Source organism: Synechococcus sp. 60AY4M2 (assembly GCF_002760375.1).
Lineage (GTDB): Bacteria > Cyanobacteriota > Cyanobacteriia > Thermostichales > Thermostichaceae > Thermostichus.
Genome location: NZ_AUMZ01000001.1, coordinates 818,428 through 838,182 on the forward strand (window position 1 = coordinate 818,428; position 19,755 = coordinate 838,182).

Genomic DNA, 19,755 nt, shown 5'->3' on the forward strand with positions numbered 1-19,755 from the left:
TTTACATACCTAGCCATACCAAGCAGCCATACTGAACATACTGGGCATTATTTTCAGTATAGTCCAGCATATCATTGACTAGAGTCATGCTCTCCAGAGATTTAACTCAATCTCTTCAACTGAAGCACGAACGGCTTTCATCCCGACACTGATTGGCTCTTGAGTCAACACAATTCACCCATACAGTGCGGGGCTTCCCGCCGATTAAGCTAAACTCAGAAAACTTTGAGGAGCACCTAGGCTTGCTTAAGCTTCCTCTTCCAGTTCTTGGATCTCTTCCGTAGGGGTGTGTCCAGTCGCTTTGTCTTCCTCAATCTGAACTGTACCAGTGGGGTTGTAGTACCGGCGCACATCCCACTCAGTAATCCAACGGCGAATAATTGACCGCACGGTAGTTGTGCCGTAAAGAGGAGGGAGCTCAGACAGTGATGGCCGTACCCAATCAGGGTAGGCCTTCTGGTAGAGATCCGCCACCTTGTGCAACATCGCTTGAATGGCCTCCTGAGCTTCCGAACAGGAACGGAGGGGGATAGCTTGCTGAATGGCCTCCATGCCCGCTTTTACAGCTTCTTCAGAAATATGCTTCTGGCGCGCCATCTCAGGTGCCTTCTCCCGATCCCCTTTTTCCTGCAAGATAGACTGCTCAAAGTCGCGGGTTACTGCTCCCGCTAGAATTAGCGGAGCTGCTTTTAGTTCTTCAGGTAAAGTTTCCTTGCCAAACAAGTGGCCAAGAACGCGGTAGGACTTGACCCGCTGCAGGATGCTGTACTGTGCAATCAGCTCGATCTCATCCACCAAAACCACCAAGCCCCTGAGCCCTATGGCCCGACATAGCTGAGCAGAGAAAGCCAGGCGCTGCCAGTGCAGACTTTCCGCAGGAGGTAGCTTGCTGACGGAGTAAGCCCCTGCCAGGCCGTGATCCCGAAGTCTCTGCCGCACCTCTGACAGCCTCAAGGTAGGTTCACCAGCCCAAAAGCGGACAATAGCGTCTAACTTCTCGTCGTCACCCTCTAGCCTTTGGTGTAAAGCTAGAGTAGCCGGCCACCAGCCCTCTCCAAATCGCCATTGGTTAACCGAAAGCTGGAACTCCTGGAAAGAAGGCTGTTTGTACTGCAGACGAGCTGCAATGCCTTGAAGCCCGCGCTCAGCCATGTCAGGGAGTTCGATTTCGGCAAGAATGCGGGGAATTAGGCGACTAGGATTGCCAAGAGGCAGCTCTTTAGAGATGACAACCAGCGAGGTGGCAAAACCCTGCTTCTTTGCTTTTTCCTGCAGAGTTAGTAGAAGATGAGACTTACCAGTTCCGAAGTCCCCCTTCACGAGCATCCCCCCAGGCTCTAAGCTGGGGGCGTTGCATAATTCCCAAAACTTCTCTTCGACCTCTTGTTGCCAGGAGCCAAGTTCTGCAACTGCAAATGGATTGGGAACACCGTTTCGCAGCGCTTCAATCGCTCGTCGGGCTACAAGTGATGCGCTCATTGAAGTTGAACCATAGTTGTACAAGGATTGGGATACTTGGAGGAATATACCTCGTTCTGGATTCGAGTTTGCAAGGCTCGGTACTTATGGTAGGACAAAAGTTCTGATTCAATGAACTCTGGAGGGGCCATGAAGATTATGGCTGTTTTCTCAAGCTTACTCTCTGCATCGATAAACTCTCGCAAGGTTTCATAGAGATCGATGATTTGCCTACGGGTAAAGATTGGACGTCCACTTTCTCTTCGCTCGTAGTAATGAAACAGACTGACAAGGATTGCCGTAGAACCGAACTGGCGTGTAAAAAGTCTCAGAAAAGAAAGTAGGATCTCTCTGGAGTTTGTCCTATCAATCCTTCGAAAAATAGCTGCTCCACGCACTTGACTAATAGATTTCAGCGTGCCTTTGAGCCACTCCTGAACCGCAAGGCACAAACCTTCTAGAGTGCCTGGACTTTGGAGAGGCTCGTAGATAAGACGGGAAATAGCCTTGCGAAAGTCGAGAGCCAGAGAGTAGTCCTGAAAAATCAGCCTCTTGATTTCTCGCTGGAACTGTATGTTAATCTCGCGGGCCTCGACTTGGTAAAACTCTGCCAGTTCCTCTAAAGTACAGTCCTGAGGTTCTGAGCTGAGGGGATATCCAACTTTTTTGAGAATGCTATAGCGCAGTTCTCTGGCAAAAGATTCCCAGTCTACCCTCTGAGCAAGGGCAAACCAAAAATTCTCAATTGAATGTAGATTGATGCACTCTTCGGTTAGATCAAAAAGCTGAAAAGAAGGAGGGGATAGCTTTTCCCGAAGAGATTTGTAGAGGCGGGAGTAGGAATCTCTTGGGACGACAGCTAGCTTGACGGTTGCACCGCCCTCAGGTATGAAGGATCTCAGGTAGTCTTTCTCAAGACAACGCAGCCATAAATCAAGCTGTAGACAACTATGGGTTTCCCCACTCATAGACGCTCAAACTCCAAAAGATAGTAAATATGTTCCTCACCGCGTTCATCGCGAATGCGATAGCAGCGACCTGAGCGAGTGCCTGTAGATGCAGAGAAGATCAAGCGATAGCCATCCACATTGTTGATTGGGCTTCGATCTAGAAGGTAAAGATGTCGGGTAAATTCTACTTCTGTGTAGTCTGAGTTATTGAGGTGGAGAACCTCAAAGACATCTCGCGCAGCTACGCTTATGGAGTTAGGTAGCTGCTCCACACACTTTCTCAGGTAGCCTGCCGCAATTCTTGCCGCCTTCCAAATGAGCTGAAGGACAGCCTGGGGATCAGTCTCTTTGCTCTTGCCGCCTCTTGCTCGCTTGATTGCTTCAGCAATAGCACTGGGCCGCTGGGATCGGAAAATCTTGCGGTCAATACGTATCCGCTCTCTGGCAAAGTGCACTGAGACAGGAAAGGCCACAAAAATGTTGGGATTCTCGGTAGGAAGCCAGGGCTGGCCTACCCGTTCCCCCACTTCGCGGGCCAGGTCTTCGAGGGAGGGGGTGGACAAAACTTGCTGGGCTTGTTCAAGAGCTCGCCTCACCAGCTCCGCTTGGGAGAGAGCTGTGTTCAAGGCAGAGCCGCAGCTTTCCACCTGGCGGTTTACTGCTTGGAGATCTCCCCTTCTGCTAGCAGCTTGAGCGCTGCCTACCGCTTTCGTCACTTTCTTAGTTAGCTCAACCAAGCTGGCCAGCTCGCCGTCGAGAGCTTTGAAAGCCTCCTCAATCATTGCTCTTCCAGTTTTTCGACAAAGTAACACTGCCAGGGAATGAGATGCAAGACTCAGCCCCCGTTGGGTTGCTCAAGGCATGCGCAGCTCCCCTTCCACCTCCAGGCGGGTGTAGGGGCCGACGGCGAGGAAGCGTTCCCCCAGCATCTCGGCGGCAGCCGGTTGGATCCAGCCCATGCGCTGCAGCAGGTGCAGGGCCAGGGCATATTTGGCCCGCGCGGCCCCGTCTTGTACCTTGATGGCCAGGCCCATCCCCTCTCCGACGCGCCCGATGCACTGGATCCCTTCGGCGCCGGACTTGCTGACCAACTCTCCCTGGGTGGCCCGCATCAATTCGGTGTCGAAACATCCCTCACCAGCCACCATTTCGGGGTGGTGGGTCATGGCGCGGGCGATGGCCTCCAAGTCCGGCCGCTCGCCGGCGGTCAGTTGGGCATATAGGGAAGCCAGGTGGTTGAGTTGTAGCTGGTAGGTGGGCACGCCACAGTCGTCACGAGCAAACAAAAACTCTTCTGAGGGCATTTGCAACAAGTCGGCCAACTTGGCCCGCACCAGGGCCTGGACGGGGTGTTGCCGCTGGGCGTAGTCCTGCAGAGTCCAGTTCTGAGCGCGGCTGGCCAGGAGCATGCCGGCATGTTTGCCGGAGCAGTTGTGGCAGAGGGGGCTGGGCTTGCCGGGTGGGGTGGGGCAGACCAGCAAATCGGGAGACAGATCGGCCCGCCAGAGCATGCTGAACACCTGCCGCGCATGGGCCGTGGTGCCCTGATGGGAGGCGCACATAATGGCGATGTCTTTCTCGCTGAGGCGATAGCGCTCGCGGATGCCGGTGGAGAGCATGGCCAGCGCTTGGAAGGGTTTGAGCGCAGAACGGGCAAAAACAGGGGTGGTGCTCTTGCCGGCCATGGCCAGGGATCGCCCGCGGCTATCGGCCACGACCGCTTGGCAATGATGGATGGATTCGGTCAACCCCTCCCGCAAGACATGGATCAACAGTTCGGGGGTGGTAGAACGATTCTCAAATGACATGAAATCCTGGGAAAGGGCCGACGAGTCTGAAAAGGAGGTGTGTACTTTATCAAATCATACGCGCAGATGCGGCGCGAGACGTTGCCGGAACCTTTCCAAGTAGCAAAATAGAACAGTTGCGTCTGGATCCCTGACTGCTGCCATGTCCTCAGCCCCGCTGGTGTTTTTGGTTTGTCACGGCAGCCGGGATCCCGAATACCAGCAAGCGGCGGCGGATTTGCTGGCCCGGGTGCGGCAGCGGCTGGCTCCTCAACCGGTGGAGCTGGCCCAGTTGGAAGGTCAGCCTCTGAGCCTGGCGGAGCAGATTCACAGACACCTGACAGCCCGCCTGGAGGGGCCGGTGGTGCTGCTGTCGCTGTTTATGGGCGGGGGATCCCATGTGGAGGAGGACTTGCCGGCTGCCCTGGAGCAGGTTCAAGCTCGCTGGCCGCACCTGAAGCTGCTGTTGACACCGCCGATTGGCCAGCATCCAGCCCTGCTTGATCTGGTGGCAGCGCGGGTGGCAGCGGCGCAGCGGTTGGGGGAACTGACCCACGGCTGGATCCTGTTTGGCCATGGCAGCCGCCTGCCGGGATTTGCCGCCCAGCTCCAGGCCGGGATCCAAGCTCTGGAACAGCGCTTGCCCGGAATCCGCTTGCATGTGGCTTTTGCCGCCCAGCCCCCCACACTGGAAGCGGCCGTAATCCATTGCCTGCGCCTCGGCCAGTATCGCCTGCGGGTGCTGCCGTTTTTTCTCTTTCCGGGCGGTCTGCTGCGCGCTTTACAGGAACAGGCTCAGCGGCTGCAGCGAGAATGGCCCTTGTTGCAGATCACGGTGGAGCCGCCCCTCTGGCGGGATCCCCAACTGGTGCAGGCCATTCAGGAGACCCTGCAGACGGCCTGTCTGACCTGGAAGTAGAGTTGGTTGGTCAAAACTGTCCTGTTCCAGCAGAATAGATATCTCCGGAAAACCATTGGGACTCGAGATGGGCAAAGTGTATCTGGTGGGGGCAGGACCTGGGGATCCGGGACTGCTGACGGTGAAGGGCAAGGCCCTGCTCGCCCATGCGGACGTGGTCATCTACGATGCCCTGGTGGGCTCCCCCATTTTGGATTTGATCCCGCCCACAGCAGAGCGGATCTACGCCGGCAAACACTGCGGCGCCCACACCCTTCCTCAGGAACAGATCACCGCCTTGCTGATCGAGAAAGCCCAGACGGCAGCCGTGGTGGTGCGCCTCAAGGGCGGGGATCCCTTCATGTTTGGGCGGGGGGGAGAGGAGATGCTGGCCCTGGTGCAGGCCGGGATCCCGGTGGAGGTGGTGCCGGGAATTACAGCGGGCATGGCCGCCAGCGCCTATGCCGGGATCCCCCTCACCCATCGCGACCTCAGCTCCTCGGTTGCTTTTGTTACTGGCCACGAGGCGGCAGGCAAATACCGCCCCCAGGTCAATTGGCGTGCCCTAGCCGAGGCCGTAGAAACCTTGGTGATCTACATGGGCATGCACAACCTCGGCTACATCGCTGCCGAATTGTTAGCGGGAGGAAAAGATCCCGCTACCCCAGTCGCCTTGATCCGCTGGGGCACCACCCCGGAGCAAGAGATTCATCTGCTCCGTTTGGAGTCTCTGGCCGGTCAGCCCTCGCCTGCGGCGCCGCCCGCCATTGTCGTGGTGGGGGCGGTGGTCAATTTGGCCAGCCTGTTGCCCACCTTGTACCCCCTTGCCCCTTCAGAACCTCAATGAACGCCTTTTTTCGCAAGCTGAGCGCGCTCTTTGCCGCCTACTACGCCTACATGCTGGAGTACCGGGCGGAGCTGCTCCTGTGGGCCTTGGCCGGATCCCTGCCCTTGATCATGATGGGGCTCTGGAGCGAGGCGGCCCGTTCAGGAGATTTCTCGCTGTCTTCCCTAGAGTTCATCCGCTATTTCCTGGCCGTGTTCCTGGTGCGCCAGTTCAGCATCATCTGGGTAATCTGGGACTTTGAGCGGGAGGTGGTGGAGGGAAGACTCTCGCCCCTTCTGTTGCAGCCTCTGGATCCCGCTTGGCACCATGTGGCCAGCCACCTGATGGAACGCCTGGCCCGCCTCCCCTTTACCGTGGCTTTGATTGCCCTCTTTTTCCTGCTCTACCCCCGCGCTTTTTGGATCCCGTCTTGGCAACAAGTGGCGCTGGGATCCCTGGCCATTTTGTTGGCGTTTGCCCTGCGCTTTCTCATGCAGTACACCCTGGCGCTGCTGGCCTTTTGGGTGGAGCGAATATCGGCCTTGGAGCAATTCCACTTTTTGGTGTACCTATTTCTCTCAGGGGTGATCGCCCCTCTGGAGGTGTTTCCGCCGGCGGTGCGTCAGGCCTTGGCCTGGACGCCCTTTCCCTACTTGGTGCATTTTCCCGCCAGCCTCTGGGTGGGGATCCCGCAAGATATCCCGCGCGGTTTTGCCATGGGCCTGGCCTGGCTGGTTCTGTTTTGGCTGGTCAACCGCTGGCTGTGGCGCAAGGGTTTGCAACACTACTCCGGGATGGGAGCTTAGGCCCAGTCCGCCTGAGCCGGCAGCCAGACCGCTTCCGAAACTATCATGGGGCAAGGATCTATCTATAGTTGACTGCCAGTATCCCTGTCTAAACTTCAATCTTGCGGCAAGGGTTGAACACTGCCCTCAAGTCATCCCTCTGTTACGCCTCAACCATTCCTCAACAGCCTCTCCCCGGTCATCATGAAGCGCGTATTGGTCGTAGATGACGATCCCCTCTCCTTAAAGGTGCTGAGCCGCCACCTCACCCAGCACGGCTATCGGGTTTGTACAGGCGCTTCGGGTGTAGAAGGGTTGCGCCTGTTTGCCCAAGAGCAGCCGGATGTGGTGGTATCGGATGTGGTGATGCCGGAAATGGATGGCTTCGAGTTTTGCCGCCAACTGCGCCAACAGCGGGGCGGCGAACTCGTTCCTTTCATCTTCCTCTCCTCTCGCAGCGAGCTGGATGACCGCGTTCAGGGCTACGAGTGGGGAGCCGACGACTACATCATCAAGCCCTTCGAGCCGCTGGAGCTGGTGGCCAAGATCGAGGCGCAAATCGAACGAGCCCGCCGCACCCAGTTGGAGATTCTGCGCCTAATCCAGCAGCAGACCCAGGCCAAAGCTGAAGCTGCCCCCCGTCCCACCTTGGCAGATCTCCCCCTCACCCCTGCCGAAGAGCGGGTGTTCCGGGAAGTGATCCGCGGCCTCACCAACAAGCAAATTGGCGAGAAGCTGTTCATCAGTCCGCGTACCGTGCAGACCCACTTGACCAACATTCTCAGCAAGCTCTCTCTGGAAAATCGCTCCCAACTGGTGCGCTTTGCCTACGAACGGGGCTACATCCCCCGGGAAGAGTCGAGCGACAAAAAATAGGTTGGGAGAGAGGGATCCCTTCTAGGCTAGGTGGAGTCTTAAGACGGCAGGCGTTGCCTTGCGCACCCGGCAAGGAATCCGCTCCCTACCCAAGCGGACAAATGCCTCGTAGCGGTGGCAGCCCGAGAACCCGTAGTACTCTCCCTCCACTTCCAAAACCTCGATCGGCTCCTGCAGCCCGATTGCTTCGATGGAAGCCATCAGTGCCCGCACCTTCTCCGGATCCGTCTGCCGCGGCAAGGGGCGACGAATTTGGGCCAAGGGAATCTCGCGAATTTGCGCCATGGTGAATTCTCTCCCTAGGTAAGCTCCTTAATCATACTCGTTATGACTTTGCTCTAGCAAGGCTTGCAGAGGGGGTGGATTCTCAGGTCAGAGCATGGCAGGATAGCACCATCCCTCGCTGCCCTTTCGCTCAGGAGCCAACTTAGCCATGTGGCAACTCCTCCAGGCTTTATGGGGAAAGATCGCCGGCAAGGCTCCTCCCGTACCCCCTGCCGTCAGGACAGGCAAGGCCCCACAAACCTCCCCTGGCAAGAGGCCGCCGCAGTCATCTTTCACGTGCCCAGCAGAAGCCTCTCAGCCCACGCTGGAACCTTCCACTCCAGCGGTAGCCCGGCAGGGTGGGGAAGCGGCGGTGTTGATCGCTTCCCAGGAGAAATCCCCCGACTCTGAGACAGTAGAATCTCCCCTGGGCACCTCTACGGCCAAAAGCATCGGCAGCTTCTGGGCCATGGCCGATACAGGATCCCGGATTTCCCGCATTGCTTCCGCCACCGACAGTGGCCGCGCGGTCAGTTCTATTTCAAGAAAACGCGCGGGATTCCCCATCGTCTATACGGTGGGGAGGGATAGCGCCTAATATAACCTGCATGACCCAAGTCCTGACTGTCTTCTGCAAGCTCAAGGTATCTGCCTCGCAAGCCACAAAGCTGGATGCAACTTTGGATGCCTTTGCCCAGGCCTGTCAACCAAAACACGCCAGAGAAGATAACCAACGCTCTTCAGCTTCAGTCTCTGAGCGACCGCGAAATCCATGCACGGTTTGGGCTGTCCAGCAACTTGGCTGTGCAGGTATGTAGGTCCATCCCCCCGTATACGGGGGGTGTGGGGGCGGGGGATCCAGAAGCGTGTCAACCAACAGCGGCGCAACCAGACAGATCCGAAGCAAGCAGAACTTTGAGGTTATGCCTCAAAAGACTGTCTGGGGGCGTCTTGACAGCGCCTTTACGAGTTCATTTTGGGCTGCGTAAGAATCCCCTGGGTGGGAGTGTCAAACAAAAGCTCGGTAAGCAAATGCTCAAGCTTGCTTCCGGGGCAGCAGTAGAGACCTTTGGGCCCTGCCCGTCCAAGACCCTGTCTTAGGAGGCACTTGTGGCGGCCAGGGATCGTTGCACGATCCGAGACAAACGCGCCTTCCGACGGGCGGCTGTGTTTTTGTGGAGAACCCCTGTTTTGGCCGCTTTGTCGATGCGGCTAAAGGCAGCGCTCATCGCCGCTTGAATCTCCTGCAGGGTTTCCGGTTGGGGGTTGGCGGCGTAAGCAGAGGAGAGAGAAATGACTTTTTTCATCAGCGCGCGCACCATGGCTTTGGTAGCTTTGTTGCGCAGGCGATTTCGCTCCGCAATCTTGACGCGCTTGATGGCAGATTTGATGCGTGGCATGGTTGAAAGGGAAGCGACAGCGAGGATCTAGCATACCATTAGAGTCTGGAGCCCCACCAGTTCCTGCCTCTCCTACGACGGGATCCCCATGTTCCAAGATTGCAGCTCCCTCATCCAGTTCAACCCGCCTGCTTTTTCCTATGGAGTTGCCATTTGCGATGTGGATCGGGACGGGGCTTTTGAGCTGTTTGTGTGCGGCTTCCGCGGCCCGAATCGGGTTTTGAAGTGGAACGGCCAGGCGCTGGTGGATTTGGTGGACGATACTCTGGCCGATGCAGGGCGGATGGCCATTGGGGTGGCTGCCGGCGACTTCGACGGCGACGGGCAAGAAGAACTCTACGTCTTGAATACTGATACCTTCGGCGGGCGCAAGCGCTTTGGGGATCGCCTCTTCGACTGGCAGGGATCCCGTTGGGTGGATCTGTTCTCTCTGCCCCACAACCAAGATGCCCTCAACTTGACGGCAGGTCGCTCGGTGGCCTGCGTGGATCGCTTTGGCCAGGGGCGGTACGGGTTTTTCGTGGCCAACTATGGCGGCCCCATGCGCCTTTACGAGCTGTCCGCCGGCCAGATGATCGCCGATGTGGCGCCAGAGGCGGGGGTAAACCGGGTAACGGGAGGGCGGGGGCTGGTGGCCGTGCCCCTGGTTTCCCAGCGGATGGACATTTTTGCCGTCAACGAGCAGGGGCCCAACTTTTTGTTTCGCAACCGCGGGGATGGCACCTTTGAGGAAATTGCCGCCGAGGTGGGGTTGGCGGATCCCGGCGAGCACGGACGGGGGGTGGCAGCGGTGGATCTGGATGGGGACGGGCGGTTGGATCTGGTGTACGGCAACTGGGAAGGGCCGCATCGCCTCTGGATCCAAACTTCCAGCGGCGTCTTCAAAAATGTGGCCCCTCCCGAGCTGGCCAGGCCCTCCCGCATCCGCACGGTGATCGCTGCCGACTTCGACAACGACGGTTACCCAGAGCTGTTTTTTAACAACATCGGCGAGCCCAACCGGCTGTTTGGCTGGCGCTCCGGCTGCTGGCAGGCTATCGACATGGGAGATGCTGTCGAGCCGCAGGGACTGGGGACGGGAGCGGCGGTGGCGGATGTGGATGGGGACGGTTGCCTAGAGCTGCTCGTTGCCCACGGAGAATCGGGCGCCCAGCCCCTGAGCTTCTACCGTCCGCTGGCCCCTGGCAACAACTGGCTGAGAGTTCTGCCCCTCACCCGCCAGGGATCCCCAGCCCGCGGCGCCTTGGTACGCCTGGTTACCTCTACCCGCACGCAGATCCGACCCATCGACGCCGGCAGCGGCTACCTCTGCCAGATGGAGCCGGTGGCCCATTTTGGCCTGGGATCCGAGTCGGCAGTAGAAGCCATCCAGATCCAGTGGCCGGACGGCAAACAGGTGCAGGTGGCTCACCCACCGGTCAACCAGCTCCTGCGGATCCCCTATCCTGGTTAGCTCCCCTGAGAGGGGTTTTGTCTCTATCTACTCAGCCGAGCCCGAGATCCCTGCCCATTCCGGCTGTACAGGGCGCTGCCAGTGCTCCCACCAGGCGGTCGCAGGCTCGGGTGGGCCGCTGTCGCGGCTGCCGTTGGCATGGCCGAGGAGCGGCGGGGATGGGGGCTGCGCCGGCCAACTCACGGGGGTGGGGATCAGACAACTGGGGTAAGGAGGGCGCAAATCGCGGTAGTGGCTGCTGCGGATGGCCAGAATCTCCTGCTGGATGACCTCCAGGGGCTCGTCCAGCTTCAGCAGCACATGGCTGCACAAGCCCAGGCTGGCCTCAAATTCCGGGTGGACGACTTCCCTGGCCCCCAACTGATAGAGCTGTTCGATGTCCTCTTCATGGGTGGCCCGCACCACCACATCCAGGTGGGGCGCCAGTTCCAGCGCCCGTTTCAGGCAAAGGCGCATGCTCAGGCGATCCGGCAGGGCGATCACCAGGGCGCGGGCGCGGGGCAGGCCAGCTTTCTCCAGCACCGGGGCGCTGGCGGCATTGCCGTAGAGATAGGGGATCCCACGGGAGCGCAGGTGTTGGATGACCCGTTCCGACTGGTCGATCACCAAGACGGGATGGCGACGGGCTTCCAGGATGCGCACGATGTCCTGCCCCACCTGTCCATAGCCGCACACCACCACGTGATCCTGTTGGGGAGCGTCGGGGGACAGGGCGCGGGGCCGCTCGCTCGCTTCCAGCCAACGGGCAAAGAAAGGGATCCCTTGTAATTTTGCCAGCAGCCGCGGCGCGCCCCTGAGCAGAAGGGGAGTGACCAGCAGGGTAACGGCGGTGGTGCTGACGACGAGCAAATACAGTTGCCGCGACACCAGCCCCAGCGCTTGCCCTTCGCTGGCCAGGACAAAGGAGAACTCGCCGATCTGCGAGAGGCCCAGCCCCACCAACACCGCTGAGGGGAGCGGGTAGCCGAACAGACCGGCCAAAGGGGCCACCAGGCAAAACTTGCCCACCATCACCAGCCCCACTAACCCTAAGATTAAGGGCAGGTGGGCAGCGATAAAGCTGGGATCGATGAGCATGCCGATGGCGGCAAAAAAGAGGGCGGCAAACACATCCCGCAGCGGCTCCACATAGGCCAGGGTCTGGTCGGCGTATTCCACTTCTGAGATCATCAGCCCGGCCAGGAAGGCCCCGATCTCGCTGGAAATGCCCAGCCGCTCTGTCAACAGGGCAATCCCCACGCAGAGGCTGATCACCCCCAACAAAAACACCTCCTTGCTCTCCTGCTGCGCCAAAAGGCGCAGGAAAGCGGGCACCAGCCACATCCCGCCCACCACCGCCCCCAGCCCCACCAGGCCAATCTCCGCCAGCGCCTTGGCCAGGGATCCCGCCAGCTCCGGCAAAGGACAATCCAAAGCCGGCAACACCGCTAGCATCAGCCCCACCGCCAGATCCTGCACAATCAAGATCCCCAGCATGGCGTGAGCCTGGGGCGTGCCCATCTGGTTGGTCTCGGTGAGGCTTTTGAGCACCACCGCTGTGGAAGACAAAGAGAGCACTGCCCCCAGGAAGATCCCCTGCACCGGCGTCAGCCAGCCGCTGGCCACTGCCAGCGCCGCCGTGATCGCGATGGTCAGGCCGATCTGCAAAGCGCCGCCGCCAATGGCGATCCCCCGCACCTGGCGCAACTCTTTGAGGGAAAACTCCACTCCCAGGCTGAACAGCAAAAAGGTCACCCCAAACTGGGCCAGGGTTTCCACCTGCACCAACTCCTTGATCCACCCCAGCCCCGTTGGTCCCACCAGGATCCCTGCCAGCAGGTACCCAAGCAACACCGGCTGCCTCAGCAGCGCTGCTAGAAAACCACCCGCCGCCGCTGCCGCCAACACTGTCACGATGTCCAGAATCAGGCGAAAGTCTTCCTGCACAGAGACACCCCACCAGGAGTATGAACTTTTGTAGCCAATCCTGAGGATTCTTCCACGATAATGCTTTCTTCGGCCCTGCGGACAGAGTGGAAGGCTGGGCCCAACCCAAAGCGCTGCAAACCGGCTCCCGCAGGGGATCCCGCCTCATTCAGGCTGGGTTCTTGGCCAGCCAAAGGGAGGATCAGTGGAAATTTTCGTTAAAAGTTGGTGGCAATACCTCAAAACCGTAGCTTATAATACAAAATGTAGAAAGAAATCGTTCATCCTCTCGCCTGCTGTTTGGCTTATCGTGGAGCAAGACGGCAGCCGGAGGACGGAAGTAGGGAGCTATCCCGAAGGAACGCGCCTTAACCCTTGGGACTGTCCACGGGACATCTCGGGTCACTCCTCAGGAAGTGAAGTGGATACAGACCATATACGTTTGGAGGCGAAGATCATGGAACTCTCTTACCGTGGCGTTGGTTACACCCACTCGCCGGCGACGGTGACTGTTTCTCCGGGCAAAGTGGGGGGTCGCTATCGGGGGCTGGACTGGCGATTTCGCCACCTGAGCAAGCCGGTGGTTTTGCCCACCAAGCTTGACCTGCTCTATCGGGGCGCGGCCTATCGTTCCGAAGCTGCTGCAGCGCCGGCTCAAACCGTTCAGACAGCCGAGGCACCTGCTCCTGGCCGTTCTCACGTTCTGGATGAGCTGGCTCGCCGCCTGATGATGGGCCACCAACGGGCGATTCGGGTTCGTCAGCAAGCCATGTTGGTGCGTGGCACGGAGCGGGTTGGCCTGCAGGCCAATGTGCGCAACTTCTGGAACCGCATCCAAGGAAAGGTGCATCCCACCTTCCGTCTCACCTATGACCGCAGCCGGGTCAGCATGAGCTAGTTTGCTTTGCCCACCCCAGTTCATCTTCTGGTATGGCGGGAGAGGGATCCCTTTGGATCTGGATGGGGGGTCAGGGGAGGGGAAAAGGCGCGGCTACTTCATCGAATTCAGGTGACGGAGGGCGAGTGCCGAGAGAGCGCCGAGAGCAATTGACACTCCCTCCGCCGGAAGGCGGGGGATGCTTAACGTAGTTCACAAACGGGCTCGTAAAGGCGCTGCCAAAGCGCCTCTAGCTAGACAGTTCCTTGAGGCAAGGCCCCAAGGTTCTGCTGACTTTTCTGATCGCGTCAGGGGGCAGAGTCCTTGCAGGTTGGCTGAGACGTTGGCATCTCCCAGACGCTGGCCACCGGTCGAGTTTTTCATCGTGATGAGGTGCTTGCCTGGGAACGGCACGCCTCGGTAACAACGATACCATTATGAGCAACTCAAGTTGCCTACGGGCTTTTCCGCCCCGCCCTAAAGTACGAGGCTACCGAGCTATCCTTTTGTGTTTGCAGGTTGGCCAGCGGTTGCGGGGTCACTCTTGCACGTGGGCGGGAAGGGGATGCGAGCTCCAACGCTGCCCCCCGCGTTAGTGGGCCGTAGGCCTATGTTATTTGAGGCTGCCCTTATCAACCAGCCCAGGGATCCGCGGCTGGCTTGCCGGCTACAGGATTTCCCAAAGCCCCCGGCTACCGCTTCGCGGAAGCAAGCTATAGCCATGGGGTAGTTTACTGTATTGGATGGGTTGGTTCTGTATGCGTTCATTTTGGGCTATTGTCGTTGCGGAGGAAGCCTGGCCATGAGTCAGCATTTGCCGGAACCCACTGCCCCGGAGGAGGATCCCAGCCTGTTGATGGGCCGGCTGCAGCGCAAAGAGGGGGGGTGGCTGGATTGGGCAAAGGCCTGCCAAAGCTTGCAACGACAGAAAATGACTCCCCAGGCCATCTTCGAGGCGACCGGGTTTGAGCCCGCCCACCAAAACCAGATCGTTGTCGCCGCCCAGGTTTACGAAGGAATGGCGAAAGCAGGAGCCAGCTCAGCCGTTTTGGAGCACTTTGCCCACAAAGGCAGCGATATTCTCTACGAGTTGCGCATCCTCTCGCCTCAGGATCGCGTCCGGGTGGCGGAGCTGGTTGTCAGCCGCAACCTGGGTGCCGATGAGGCCCACGAGATCGCCCGGGCTGTGAAAAACTATGCCCAACTGCGGCAGCTCCCGGAAGGGTTCACGGATCACCCCGGCGATGCGGTGGCTTACCAAGCCTGGAAAACTGCCCAGGAAACCCGCGATCTCCAGGAGCGAACCCGGGCCATTGGCCGCGCCTTTCAGTATGCCCACAGCGAAACAGCCCGCCAACAGGTTGAGCGGCTCTTGTCGACGTTGGCTCCCGGCTCCCAACCCCAGCGCAAGCCGTTGCCCAGGCTTTCGGTGTTTCGCCCGGAAGAGGATCTGCCCCGTCTGCTGCCGGTGGCCGGATCCCTGCCTCTTTCTACCGCCACCTGGGAGCAGATCCCTGCCGTTGAGCCTCAAGGCCTTTTTGGTTGGGTCACCAGCGTGGCTGGGCAGACGTGGATGGCCTTGCCCGCTTGGCCGGCCATTCAAAGGGCCGCCGACCCAGTCGCCCTGCAGGTGGACAATGGTTTGCTGGGATCCCTGTTGGGCTGGCCGGTGGCCCCTGAAGAAGAACAGGATCCGATTTTGCTGGTGGCGGATCGCGCCGTTCGCACCTGGGAAGGGAGGGCAGGGGTTTTCCTGGTGGATCGAGGGGGAGCTGTGGCGGTGGAGTGGATAGAGGATTCGCCCCCCTCTCCCCTGCTGGGCCAAGTGCTGATGGCGGTGCGTCCCCCCCGCATCTTCGACGAGGAGTTGGCGCAGGATCCCTGGCAAATAGAGGAGTAACTCCGGCCAGCCAGACGCACCGCCGCAAGCCCCCGGCCAGGAGCAGGTGGCAAAGCGGCTTCTGGCTTTGCTTCCCAACTGCTCTCTTATGCCGGCATAAGGGTTGGGGGCGGGAGAACCAATCCTCACAGTTGTGGAGGCCGTCTCTCAAGAACCGGTGTAGAGCCACAGGGGCAGGCCTGAGGTGCTTACCTCAAATTGCAGACGCGCCAATGCCTCTGCCGCCGGTAGCAAGCGGGCCCAACCCCTGCGCCGTGGGAGCAGATCGCAGAACTTCGCATCGGGCGGCAACCCTGACAGCTCCGCGGCCCAGAGGCGGGCATCCTCTTCTGTGCCCAGGCGATCCACCACGCCCAGGTGCAGAGCTTGTTCGCCGCTGAAAATGCGGCCATCGGCAAAGGTTTTGACCACATTCACGCTTAGCCGGCGAGCGGCAGCAACGGTTTGCACAAATTGGCCGTAGGTGATGTCGATCAACTCTTGGAGGATGTTGCGCTCTTCTGGGGTCAGCTCGCGGTCAAAGGAAAGGATATCCTTGTAGGGGCCGGACTTGATGACCTTAAAGGAAATCCCTATCTTGTCCAGCAGCCGTTCGAGATTGTTGCCGCGGATAATGACGCCGATGCTGCCGGTGATGGTGCCGGGGTTGCTGACAATTTTCTCGGCTCCCATGGCAATGTAAACCCCTCCAGAGGCAGCGATGTTGCCAAAGCTGGCCACAATGCGCGTGCCCTTGCGTTCCCGCAGACGCGAGAGGGCATTGTAGATTTCCTGGGAGTCTGCCACTGTCCCACCGGGGCTGTCGATGCGCAACACCAGGGCAGGGATCTGTCTTTCTTCCACCTCTTGCAAGGCTTTGAGAACCCGCTCTCGGGTTCTGCCATCGATCACCCCTGTTACCTCAATGCGGCCAATTTGCTGACGCCAGCCCCCCAAGAACCATCGCTTCAGCATAGGAAAACGGCACGAAAATAAGCCTCTACCCTCGTATCATGAAGGCCGTCTGGGGGCGCGGTCAACCAAGCAGCTCAGACATTGCCGTACACCGGGATCGCCGCCCCTCTCAGATCCCGCGCCGCTTCCGAGACCAAAAAGGCGATCACCTGCCCGATCGACTCGGGCTTTACCCACAGCTCCGCCTGCTCGGAGCCCATGGCAGCCCGGTTGGCCGGCGTGTCGATGATGCTGGGCAGGATGACGTTGGCGGTGATGTCGGTGCCTTTGGTTTCGGCGGCAATGGTGCGGGTCAGGGCCACCACCCCCGCTTTGGAAGCACAGTAGGCGGCCAGTTGGGATCCCGGCTCTACCGCCCCTCGGGAGGCCACCGTCACGATCCGTCCATAACCCTGTTGCCACATCTTGCGCAGGCTGTGCTTACAGGCCAGGAAGGTGGTGGTGAGGTTGAGGTCAAAATCGCGCCGCCAATCTTCTAGGCTGTACTCGTGAGTGGGGCCCATGGCAAAGCCGCCCACCAGGTGCACCAAACCATCGACGCGGGGCAGATCGTCGATGAGCCGTGCCACAGCGGCTTCGTTCAGCAAATCCACCTGCACAAAGCGCACCTGATCCAGGCTATTGGCCGGCAGGCGCTGCCGCAAAACAGCCAACTCCTCCTCTTGGCGGTAGGTCAAGGTCAACTCTGCCCCTGTGTCCAGGAGCACGGGGGTTACTCCCAACCCGAGCCCACCGGTACCGCCAGTTACAAGGATCTGTCTGCCTTGGTTGTTGAGCATAGGTTGTTTTGGGGTCTGGTGAAAAACCCTTGAGGACTTCCTCTCACCCTACCGCGGTTTTCCCTCGCCGGAAACGGCAGCCATCCTAGGTGTCTGCTCCAGCAGCAGATCGCTCAGGGCCAGCCAATCGGGCAGATCCAGCTCTTCGGCACGGGCCGTGGGGCTGAGGCGGAGCTGAGCCAGAGCGGCGGCCACGGTCTGGCGATCCACGAGGCCTCCCAGAGCATTGACAAGTTGCTTGCGGCGGGCGGAGAAGCCCTGGCAAACCAGTTGGGAGAACCAGCGGGGATCGCGGGCGGGGGTGGGGGCGGGGCGGGGAGTGAGGCGAACCACTGCCGATTCCACTTGGGGAGGAGGCCGGAAGGCGCTGGGGGGCACGCGGCAGATGAGCTCGCACTCGGCCAAGTAGCGCACCCGTACACTCAGAGCGCCGTAGGCTTTGCTGCCAGGGCCGGCCTGCAGGCGCTCGGCCAGCTCTTTTTGCACCATCAAGACGATGCGCTCAAACTGCCTCACCGGCTGGGCCGGGGATCCCAACACTTTCTCCAAAATTGGGCCAGTGAGGTTATAGGGGATATTGGCCACCAGCAGGCGGGGCTGAGGCGGCAGCGGCAGGCGAAGAAAATCTCCTTCCACCAAGTGAAAGCGGGGTTGGTCGGCGAAGCGCTTTTGCAGCAGCCGACACAGATCCCGATCGATCTCTACCGCCACCACATGTACGCCCTGGGCCAGCAACCGCTGCGTCAACTGCCCGGTGCCGGGGCCGATCTCCAGAACCCACGCAGGATCCCTCTGAGGAGGCGGCAACTGGGCGGCCCGCACAATCGCCTCATGAACCGCGGGATCCTTAAGCCAATGCTGGCCAAACCGTTTGCGGGGATAGGGCATCGGTGGATCAGCACTGGGCCGGATAGGGCATTAGGTTGGGATTCGTAGCCTCTGGGGGGCCTTCTTGAGCTGGGCTCGCCTCCCCCCCTGGGAGCGGCTGGCGGTAGAGGGGCACGGTAAAAGTGACGGTGGATCCCAGCCCTTCGCCCAGGCTATAGAAGTTGATCTCTCCCCCCATTGCCTCCACCAGCCGTTGGCTGATGGCTAGGCCCAAGCCGGTGCCGCCGTACTGGCGGGTGGTGGAGCCATCCACCTGGGTGAAGGCCTGAAACAGCTTCTGCTGCTTTTCCAGCGACACGCCGATCCCGGTATCGATGACGCGGATGCGGGCCATCCCCGGGTCGCCGGGAAGGAGGTCGGCTCGTACCGTCACCGAGCCTTTGGGGGTGAACTTGATGGCATTGCCCACCAGATTGAGCATCACCTGCAGCAGGCGTTGGTAATCTCCGTACAGCCAAATCCGATCCGGCGTGGGGGGCAGGTGGAAGCTAAGTTGCAATCCCTTCTGTTTGGCCTGCAGGCCGGTTTTGGCCTCCACATCCTTGAACAAGGCGCGCAGGTCGCAGGGCTCAAACTGCAACTGCATTTTGCCCGCCTCGATCTTGGCGATGTCCAGCACGTCGTTGATCAAGGCCAACAGGTGCAGGGCCGAGCGGTAGGCCTCCTGCAAAAAGTCCAGCTCCTCTTCTCGGCTTTCGGCCATCCCGTCCAGCACCAGCCTAATAAAGCCGATGATCCCGTTGAGAGGGGTGCGCAGCTCATGGGAAGTATTCGCCAAGAATTGACTTTTCAGTTGGTTGGCCGATTCTGCTTGGGCGCGGGCCTGCTCCAGCTCTTTGTTTTTCTGGCGCAGTGTCTGGTTGGCCAACTGCAGGCGAGTGGCCAGTTGGCGACTTTGATCCAGCAAAATGGCGTGGGCAATGGCGGTGCCCAGGTAGGTGGCGATGCTCTGCAGCACCTGAAGGTGGCCGGCCTGCCAGAGGGGGGCTTCGTTGGGGGGCAACACTTCCAGCCAGAGCAGGCTGTTGGCATAGCCCCGGTAAGACATGGCGATGGCCAGATGGCGTCCCATCACCACCGGCTCTTCTTGACGAAGGGCTTGCAGCAGAGGCGGGTGATCCGCCAGACGCAAGGTCTGGTTCAACAGCGAGGGATCCCCCGGGTTGCGGCGGTACTCAGCATTGACTGTGAGGGAGTCCTGCCCCATTTCGTAGAGGGCCAGCAGGCAGCGATCCGCCCCGAACAACTGGCCCAACTGCTCCACCGTCTGCTGGCACAGCTCGCGGATGCCGAGGGAGTGGCCGATGTTGCGCAGCAACTGCGCCGTGATCCCCGGCACCGGCTCGGTCAGGAGGGGATGGCGCTGGGCAGGGGGGCTGCCGGCTCCGCCGGCCAAGTTGAAAGGCGTCGCCCCCAACACCTTGCCCACTACCGACACGGCCACCACCTCCCCCTCCATGTCCCGCACCGGGTTGAGGCAAAGATGCAAGTGCAACTTGTAGCGGGGAGAAATCACCTGACACTGATGCTGCAAGGGATCCCCGCTCGCAAACACCTGCCTGAGCTTGGCTTCGTACTCCTCCGCATTGGCCACCTCCCAGCTTTGCTGTCCGCTCAGGATCTGCTGCGGGTAGATGGCGTAGTTCTCAGCACCCTCCCAATAAAAACTCCAGAAACGCTGCTGGCGATCCTGGGTGTAGAAAATCAGATCCGGTTGGAGGACGCCCATTGGGGGAGAGGCCATCATTGCGTCGG

19 protein-coding genes, 1 pseudogene and 1 riboswitch are annotated in these 19,755 nt (G+C 59.8%); of the genes and pseudogenes, 8 read left to right on the forward strand and 12 right to left on the reverse strand.

All coding sequences use genetic code 11. The features are described from left to right. Positions 1-246: 246 nt before the first annotated feature. From SYN60AY4M2_RS03545 to SYN60AY4M2_RS03560, 4 genes are all read right to left on the reverse strand, one after another. On the reverse strand, positions 247-1,503 hold the full coding sequence (locus SYN60AY4M2_RS03545; RefSeq protein WP_168173311.1) for a BREX system ATP-binding domain-containing protein: 1,257 nt from the start codon (positions 1,501-1,503) through the stop codon (positions 247-249). Then, positions 1,476-2,426: a hypothetical protein gene (locus tag SYN60AY4M2_RS03550; protein WP_099812299.1), complete on the reverse strand. Its 951-nt coding sequence runs from the start codon at positions 2,424-2,426 to the stop codon at positions 1,476-1,478. The genes SYN60AY4M2_RS03545 and SYN60AY4M2_RS03550 overlap by 28 nt, the downstream gene beginning before the upstream one ends. After that, positions 2,423-3,034, reverse strand: a complete 612-nt coding sequence (locus tag SYN60AY4M2_RS03555) for a hypothetical protein (RefSeq protein ID WP_143597334.1) — start codon at positions 3,032-3,034, stop codon at positions 2,423-2,425. The genes SYN60AY4M2_RS03550 and SYN60AY4M2_RS03555 overlap by 4 nt, the downstream gene beginning before the upstream one ends. Positions 3,035-3,262: 228 nt before the next feature. Then, the gene (locus SYN60AY4M2_RS03560) at positions 3,263-4,216 is read right to left on the reverse strand and encodes an asparaginase (protein WP_011429816.1); all 954 of its coding nucleotides are present in this window, start codon (positions 4,214-4,216) and stop codon (positions 3,263-3,265) included. Between the two features lie 142 nt (positions 4,217-4,358). On the opposite strand from SYN60AY4M2_RS03560, the gene SYN60AY4M2_RS03565 reads away from it, so the two are divergent. From SYN60AY4M2_RS03565 to SYN60AY4M2_RS03580, 4 genes are all read left to right on the forward strand, one after another. Beyond that, the gene (locus tag SYN60AY4M2_RS03565) at positions 4,359-5,114 is read left to right on the forward strand and encodes a sirohydrochlorin chelatase (RefSeq protein WP_041438185.1); all 756 of its coding nucleotides are present in this window, start codon (positions 4,359-4,361) and stop codon (positions 5,112-5,114) included. Between the two features lie 67 nt (positions 5,115-5,181). After that, positions 5,182-5,940 carry a uroporphyrinogen-III C-methyltransferase gene (gene cobA / locus SYN60AY4M2_RS03570; RefSeq protein ID WP_099812301.1) on the forward strand — a complete coding sequence of 253 codons (759 nt, stop codon included), beginning with the start codon at positions 5,182-5,184 and terminating at the stop codon, positions 5,938-5,940. Further along, positions 5,937-6,725: an ABC-2 family transporter protein gene (locus SYN60AY4M2_RS03575; RefSeq protein ID WP_011429813.1), complete on the forward strand. Its 789-nt coding sequence runs from the start codon at positions 5,937-5,939 to the stop codon at positions 6,723-6,725. The genes cobA and SYN60AY4M2_RS03575 overlap by 4 nt, the downstream gene beginning before the upstream one ends. A 183-nt stretch (positions 6,726-6,908) precedes the next feature. Next, entirely contained in the window at positions 6,909-7,580 is a 672-nt protein-coding gene (locus SYN60AY4M2_RS03580; protein ID WP_011429812.1) for a response regulator transcription factor, read from the forward strand. A 21-nt stretch (positions 7,581-7,601) separates the two neighbouring features. Here the strand turns inward: SYN60AY4M2_RS03580 and SYN60AY4M2_RS03585 are convergent, their stop codons facing one another. Both SYN60AY4M2_RS03585 and SYN60AY4M2_RS03590 read right to left on the reverse strand, forming a co-directional pair. After that, on the reverse strand, positions 7,602-7,865 hold the full coding sequence (locus SYN60AY4M2_RS03585) for a sulfiredoxin (protein ID WP_011429811.1): 264 nt from the start codon (positions 7,863-7,865) through the stop codon (positions 7,602-7,604). A gap of 294 nt (positions 7,866-8,159) precedes the next feature. Beyond that, positions 8,160-8,357 carry a hypothetical protein gene (locus SYN60AY4M2_RS03590; protein ID WP_143597040.1) on the reverse strand — a complete coding sequence of 66 codons (198 nt, stop codon included), beginning with the start codon at positions 8,355-8,357 and terminating at the stop codon, positions 8,160-8,162. A gap of 95 nt (positions 8,358-8,452) precedes the next feature. On the opposite strand from SYN60AY4M2_RS03590, the pseudogene SYN60AY4M2_RS03595 reads away from it, so the two are divergent. Next, a pseudogene (locus tag SYN60AY4M2_RS03595) lies at positions 8,453-8,669 on the forward strand (RNA-guided endonuclease TnpB family protein); the annotation flags it as partial. Between the two features lie 272 nt (positions 8,670-8,941). On the opposite strand, the gene rpsT reads toward SYN60AY4M2_RS03595, so the two are convergent. Continuing rightward, the gene (gene rpsT, locus SYN60AY4M2_RS03600; RefSeq protein ID WP_099812302.1) at positions 8,942-9,244 is read right to left on the reverse strand and encodes a 30S ribosomal protein S20; all 303 of its coding nucleotides are present in this window, start codon (positions 9,242-9,244) and stop codon (positions 8,942-8,944) included. 88 nt (positions 9,245-9,332) lie between these two features. Here rpsT and SYN60AY4M2_RS03605 point away from each other — a divergent pair, with 88 nt between their 5' ends. Continuing rightward, the gene (locus SYN60AY4M2_RS03605) at positions 9,333-10,697 is read left to right on the forward strand and encodes a CRTAC1 family protein (RefSeq protein WP_011429809.1); all 1,365 of its coding nucleotides are present in this window, start codon (positions 9,333-9,335) and stop codon (positions 10,695-10,697) included. A 27-nt stretch (positions 10,698-10,724) separates the two neighbouring features. On the opposite strand, the gene SYN60AY4M2_RS03610 is transcribed toward SYN60AY4M2_RS03605, so the two are convergent. Next, positions 10,725-12,623, reverse strand: a complete 1,899-nt coding sequence (locus tag SYN60AY4M2_RS03610; protein ID WP_099812303.1) for a cation:proton antiporter — start codon at positions 12,621-12,623, stop codon at positions 10,725-10,727. Positions 12,624-12,878: 255 nt separating this feature from the next. Further along, a riboswitch (Glutamine riboswitch) is annotated at positions 12,879-12,970 on the forward strand. An 89-nt stretch (positions 12,971-13,059) separates the two neighbouring features. Between SYN60AY4M2_RS03610 and SYN60AY4M2_RS03615 the strand changes: the two genes are divergently transcribed. Together SYN60AY4M2_RS03615 and raf1 are read left to right on the forward strand one after the other, a co-directional pair. Beyond that, positions 13,060-13,500: a DUF4278 domain-containing protein gene (locus tag SYN60AY4M2_RS03615; protein WP_011429807.1), complete on the forward strand. Its 441-nt coding sequence runs from the start codon at positions 13,060-13,062 to the stop codon at positions 13,498-13,500. Between the two features lie 781 nt (positions 13,501-14,281). Then, positions 14,282-15,379: a RuBisCO accumulation factor 1 gene (gene raf1 / locus SYN60AY4M2_RS03620; RefSeq protein WP_041438181.1), complete on the forward strand. Its 1,098-nt coding sequence runs from the start codon at positions 14,282-14,284 to the stop codon at positions 15,377-15,379. A 147-nt stretch (positions 15,380-15,526) separates the two neighbouring features. On the opposite strand, the gene sppA is transcribed toward raf1, so the two are convergent. The 4 genes from sppA to SYN60AY4M2_RS03640 all read right to left on the reverse strand — a co-directional run bounded on the left by sppA (position 15,527) and on the right by SYN60AY4M2_RS03640 (position 19,729). Next, entirely contained in the window at positions 15,527-16,333 is an 807-nt protein-coding gene (sppA, locus tag SYN60AY4M2_RS03625; protein ID WP_099812304.1) for a signal peptide peptidase SppA, read from the reverse strand. A 74-nt stretch (positions 16,334-16,407) separates the two neighbouring features. Next, positions 16,408-17,112, reverse strand: coding sequence for a 3-oxoacyl-ACP reductase FabG (gene fabG, locus SYN60AY4M2_RS03630; RefSeq protein ID WP_011429803.1), 705 nt, complete (start codon positions 17,110-17,112; stop codon positions 16,408-16,410). Between the two features lie 48 nt (positions 17,113-17,160). Next, entirely contained in the window at positions 17,161-18,000 is an 840-nt protein-coding gene (rsmA, locus tag SYN60AY4M2_RS03635) for a 16S rRNA (adenine(1518)-N(6)/adenine(1519)-N(6))-dimethyltransferase RsmA (RefSeq protein ID WP_011429802.1), read from the reverse strand. Positions 18,001-18,007: 7 nt separating this feature from the next. After that, positions 18,008-19,729 carry an ATP-binding protein gene (locus SYN60AY4M2_RS03640; RefSeq protein ID WP_011429801.1) on the reverse strand — a complete coding sequence of 574 codons (1,722 nt, stop codon included), beginning with the start codon at positions 19,727-19,729 and terminating at the stop codon, positions 18,008-18,010. Between the last annotated feature and the right edge of the window lie 26 nt (positions 19,730-19,755).

Coding starts and splice junctions, on each gene's coding strand:
- SYN60AY4M2_RS03615 (WP_011429807.1), top strand. CDS start 13,060: ATGGAACTCTCTTACCGTGGCGTTGGTTACACCCACTCGCCGGCGACG.
- SYN60AY4M2_RS03640 (WP_011429801.1), bottom strand. CDS start 19,729: ATGGGCGTCCTCCAACCGGATCTGATTTTCTACACCCAGGATCGCCAG.
- raf1 (WP_041438181.1), top strand. CDS start 14,282: ATGAGTCAGCATTTGCCGGAACCCACTGCCCCGGAGGAGGATCCCAGC.
- SYN60AY4M2_RS03605 (WP_011429809.1), top strand. CDS start 9,333: ATGTTCCAAGATTGCAGCTCCCTCATCCAGTTCAACCCGCCTGCTTTT.
- SYN60AY4M2_RS03560 (WP_011429816.1), bottom strand. CDS start 4,216: ATGTCATTTGAGAATCGTTCTACCACCCCCGAACTGTTGATCCATGTC.
- sppA (WP_099812304.1), bottom strand. CDS start 16,333: ATGCTGAAGCGATGGTTCTTGGGGGGCTGGCGTCAGCAAATTGGCCGC.
- SYN60AY4M2_RS03565 (WP_041438185.1), top strand. CDS start 4,359: ATGTCCTCAGCCCCGCTGGTGTTTTTGGTTTGTCACGGCAGCCGGGAT.
- rpsT (WP_099812302.1), bottom strand. CDS start 9,244: ATGCCACGCATCAAATCTGCCATCAAGCGCGTCAAGATTGCGGAGCGA.
- rsmA (WP_011429802.1), bottom strand. CDS start 18,000: ATGCCCTATCCCCGCAAACGGTTTGGCCAGCATTGGCTTAAGGATCCC.
- SYN60AY4M2_RS03585 (WP_011429811.1), bottom strand. CDS start 7,865: ATGGCGCAAATTCGCGAGATTCCCTTGGCCCAAATTCGTCGCCCCTTG.
- fabG (WP_011429803.1), bottom strand. CDS start 17,112: ATGCTCAACAACCAAGGCAGACAGATCCTTGTAACTGGCGGTACCGGT.
- SYN60AY4M2_RS03550 (WP_099812299.1), bottom strand. CDS start 2,426: ATGAGTGGGGAAACCCATAGTTGTCTACAGCTTGATTTATGGCTGCGT.
- SYN60AY4M2_RS03580 (WP_011429812.1), top strand. CDS start 6,909: ATGAAGCGCGTATTGGTCGTAGATGACGATCCCCTCTCCTTAAAGGTG.
- SYN60AY4M2_RS03575 (WP_011429813.1), top strand. CDS start 5,937: ATGAACGCCTTTTTTCGCAAGCTGAGCGCGCTCTTTGCCGCCTACTAC.
- cobA (WP_099812301.1), top strand. CDS start 5,182: ATGGGCAAAGTGTATCTGGTGGGGGCAGGACCTGGGGATCCGGGACTG.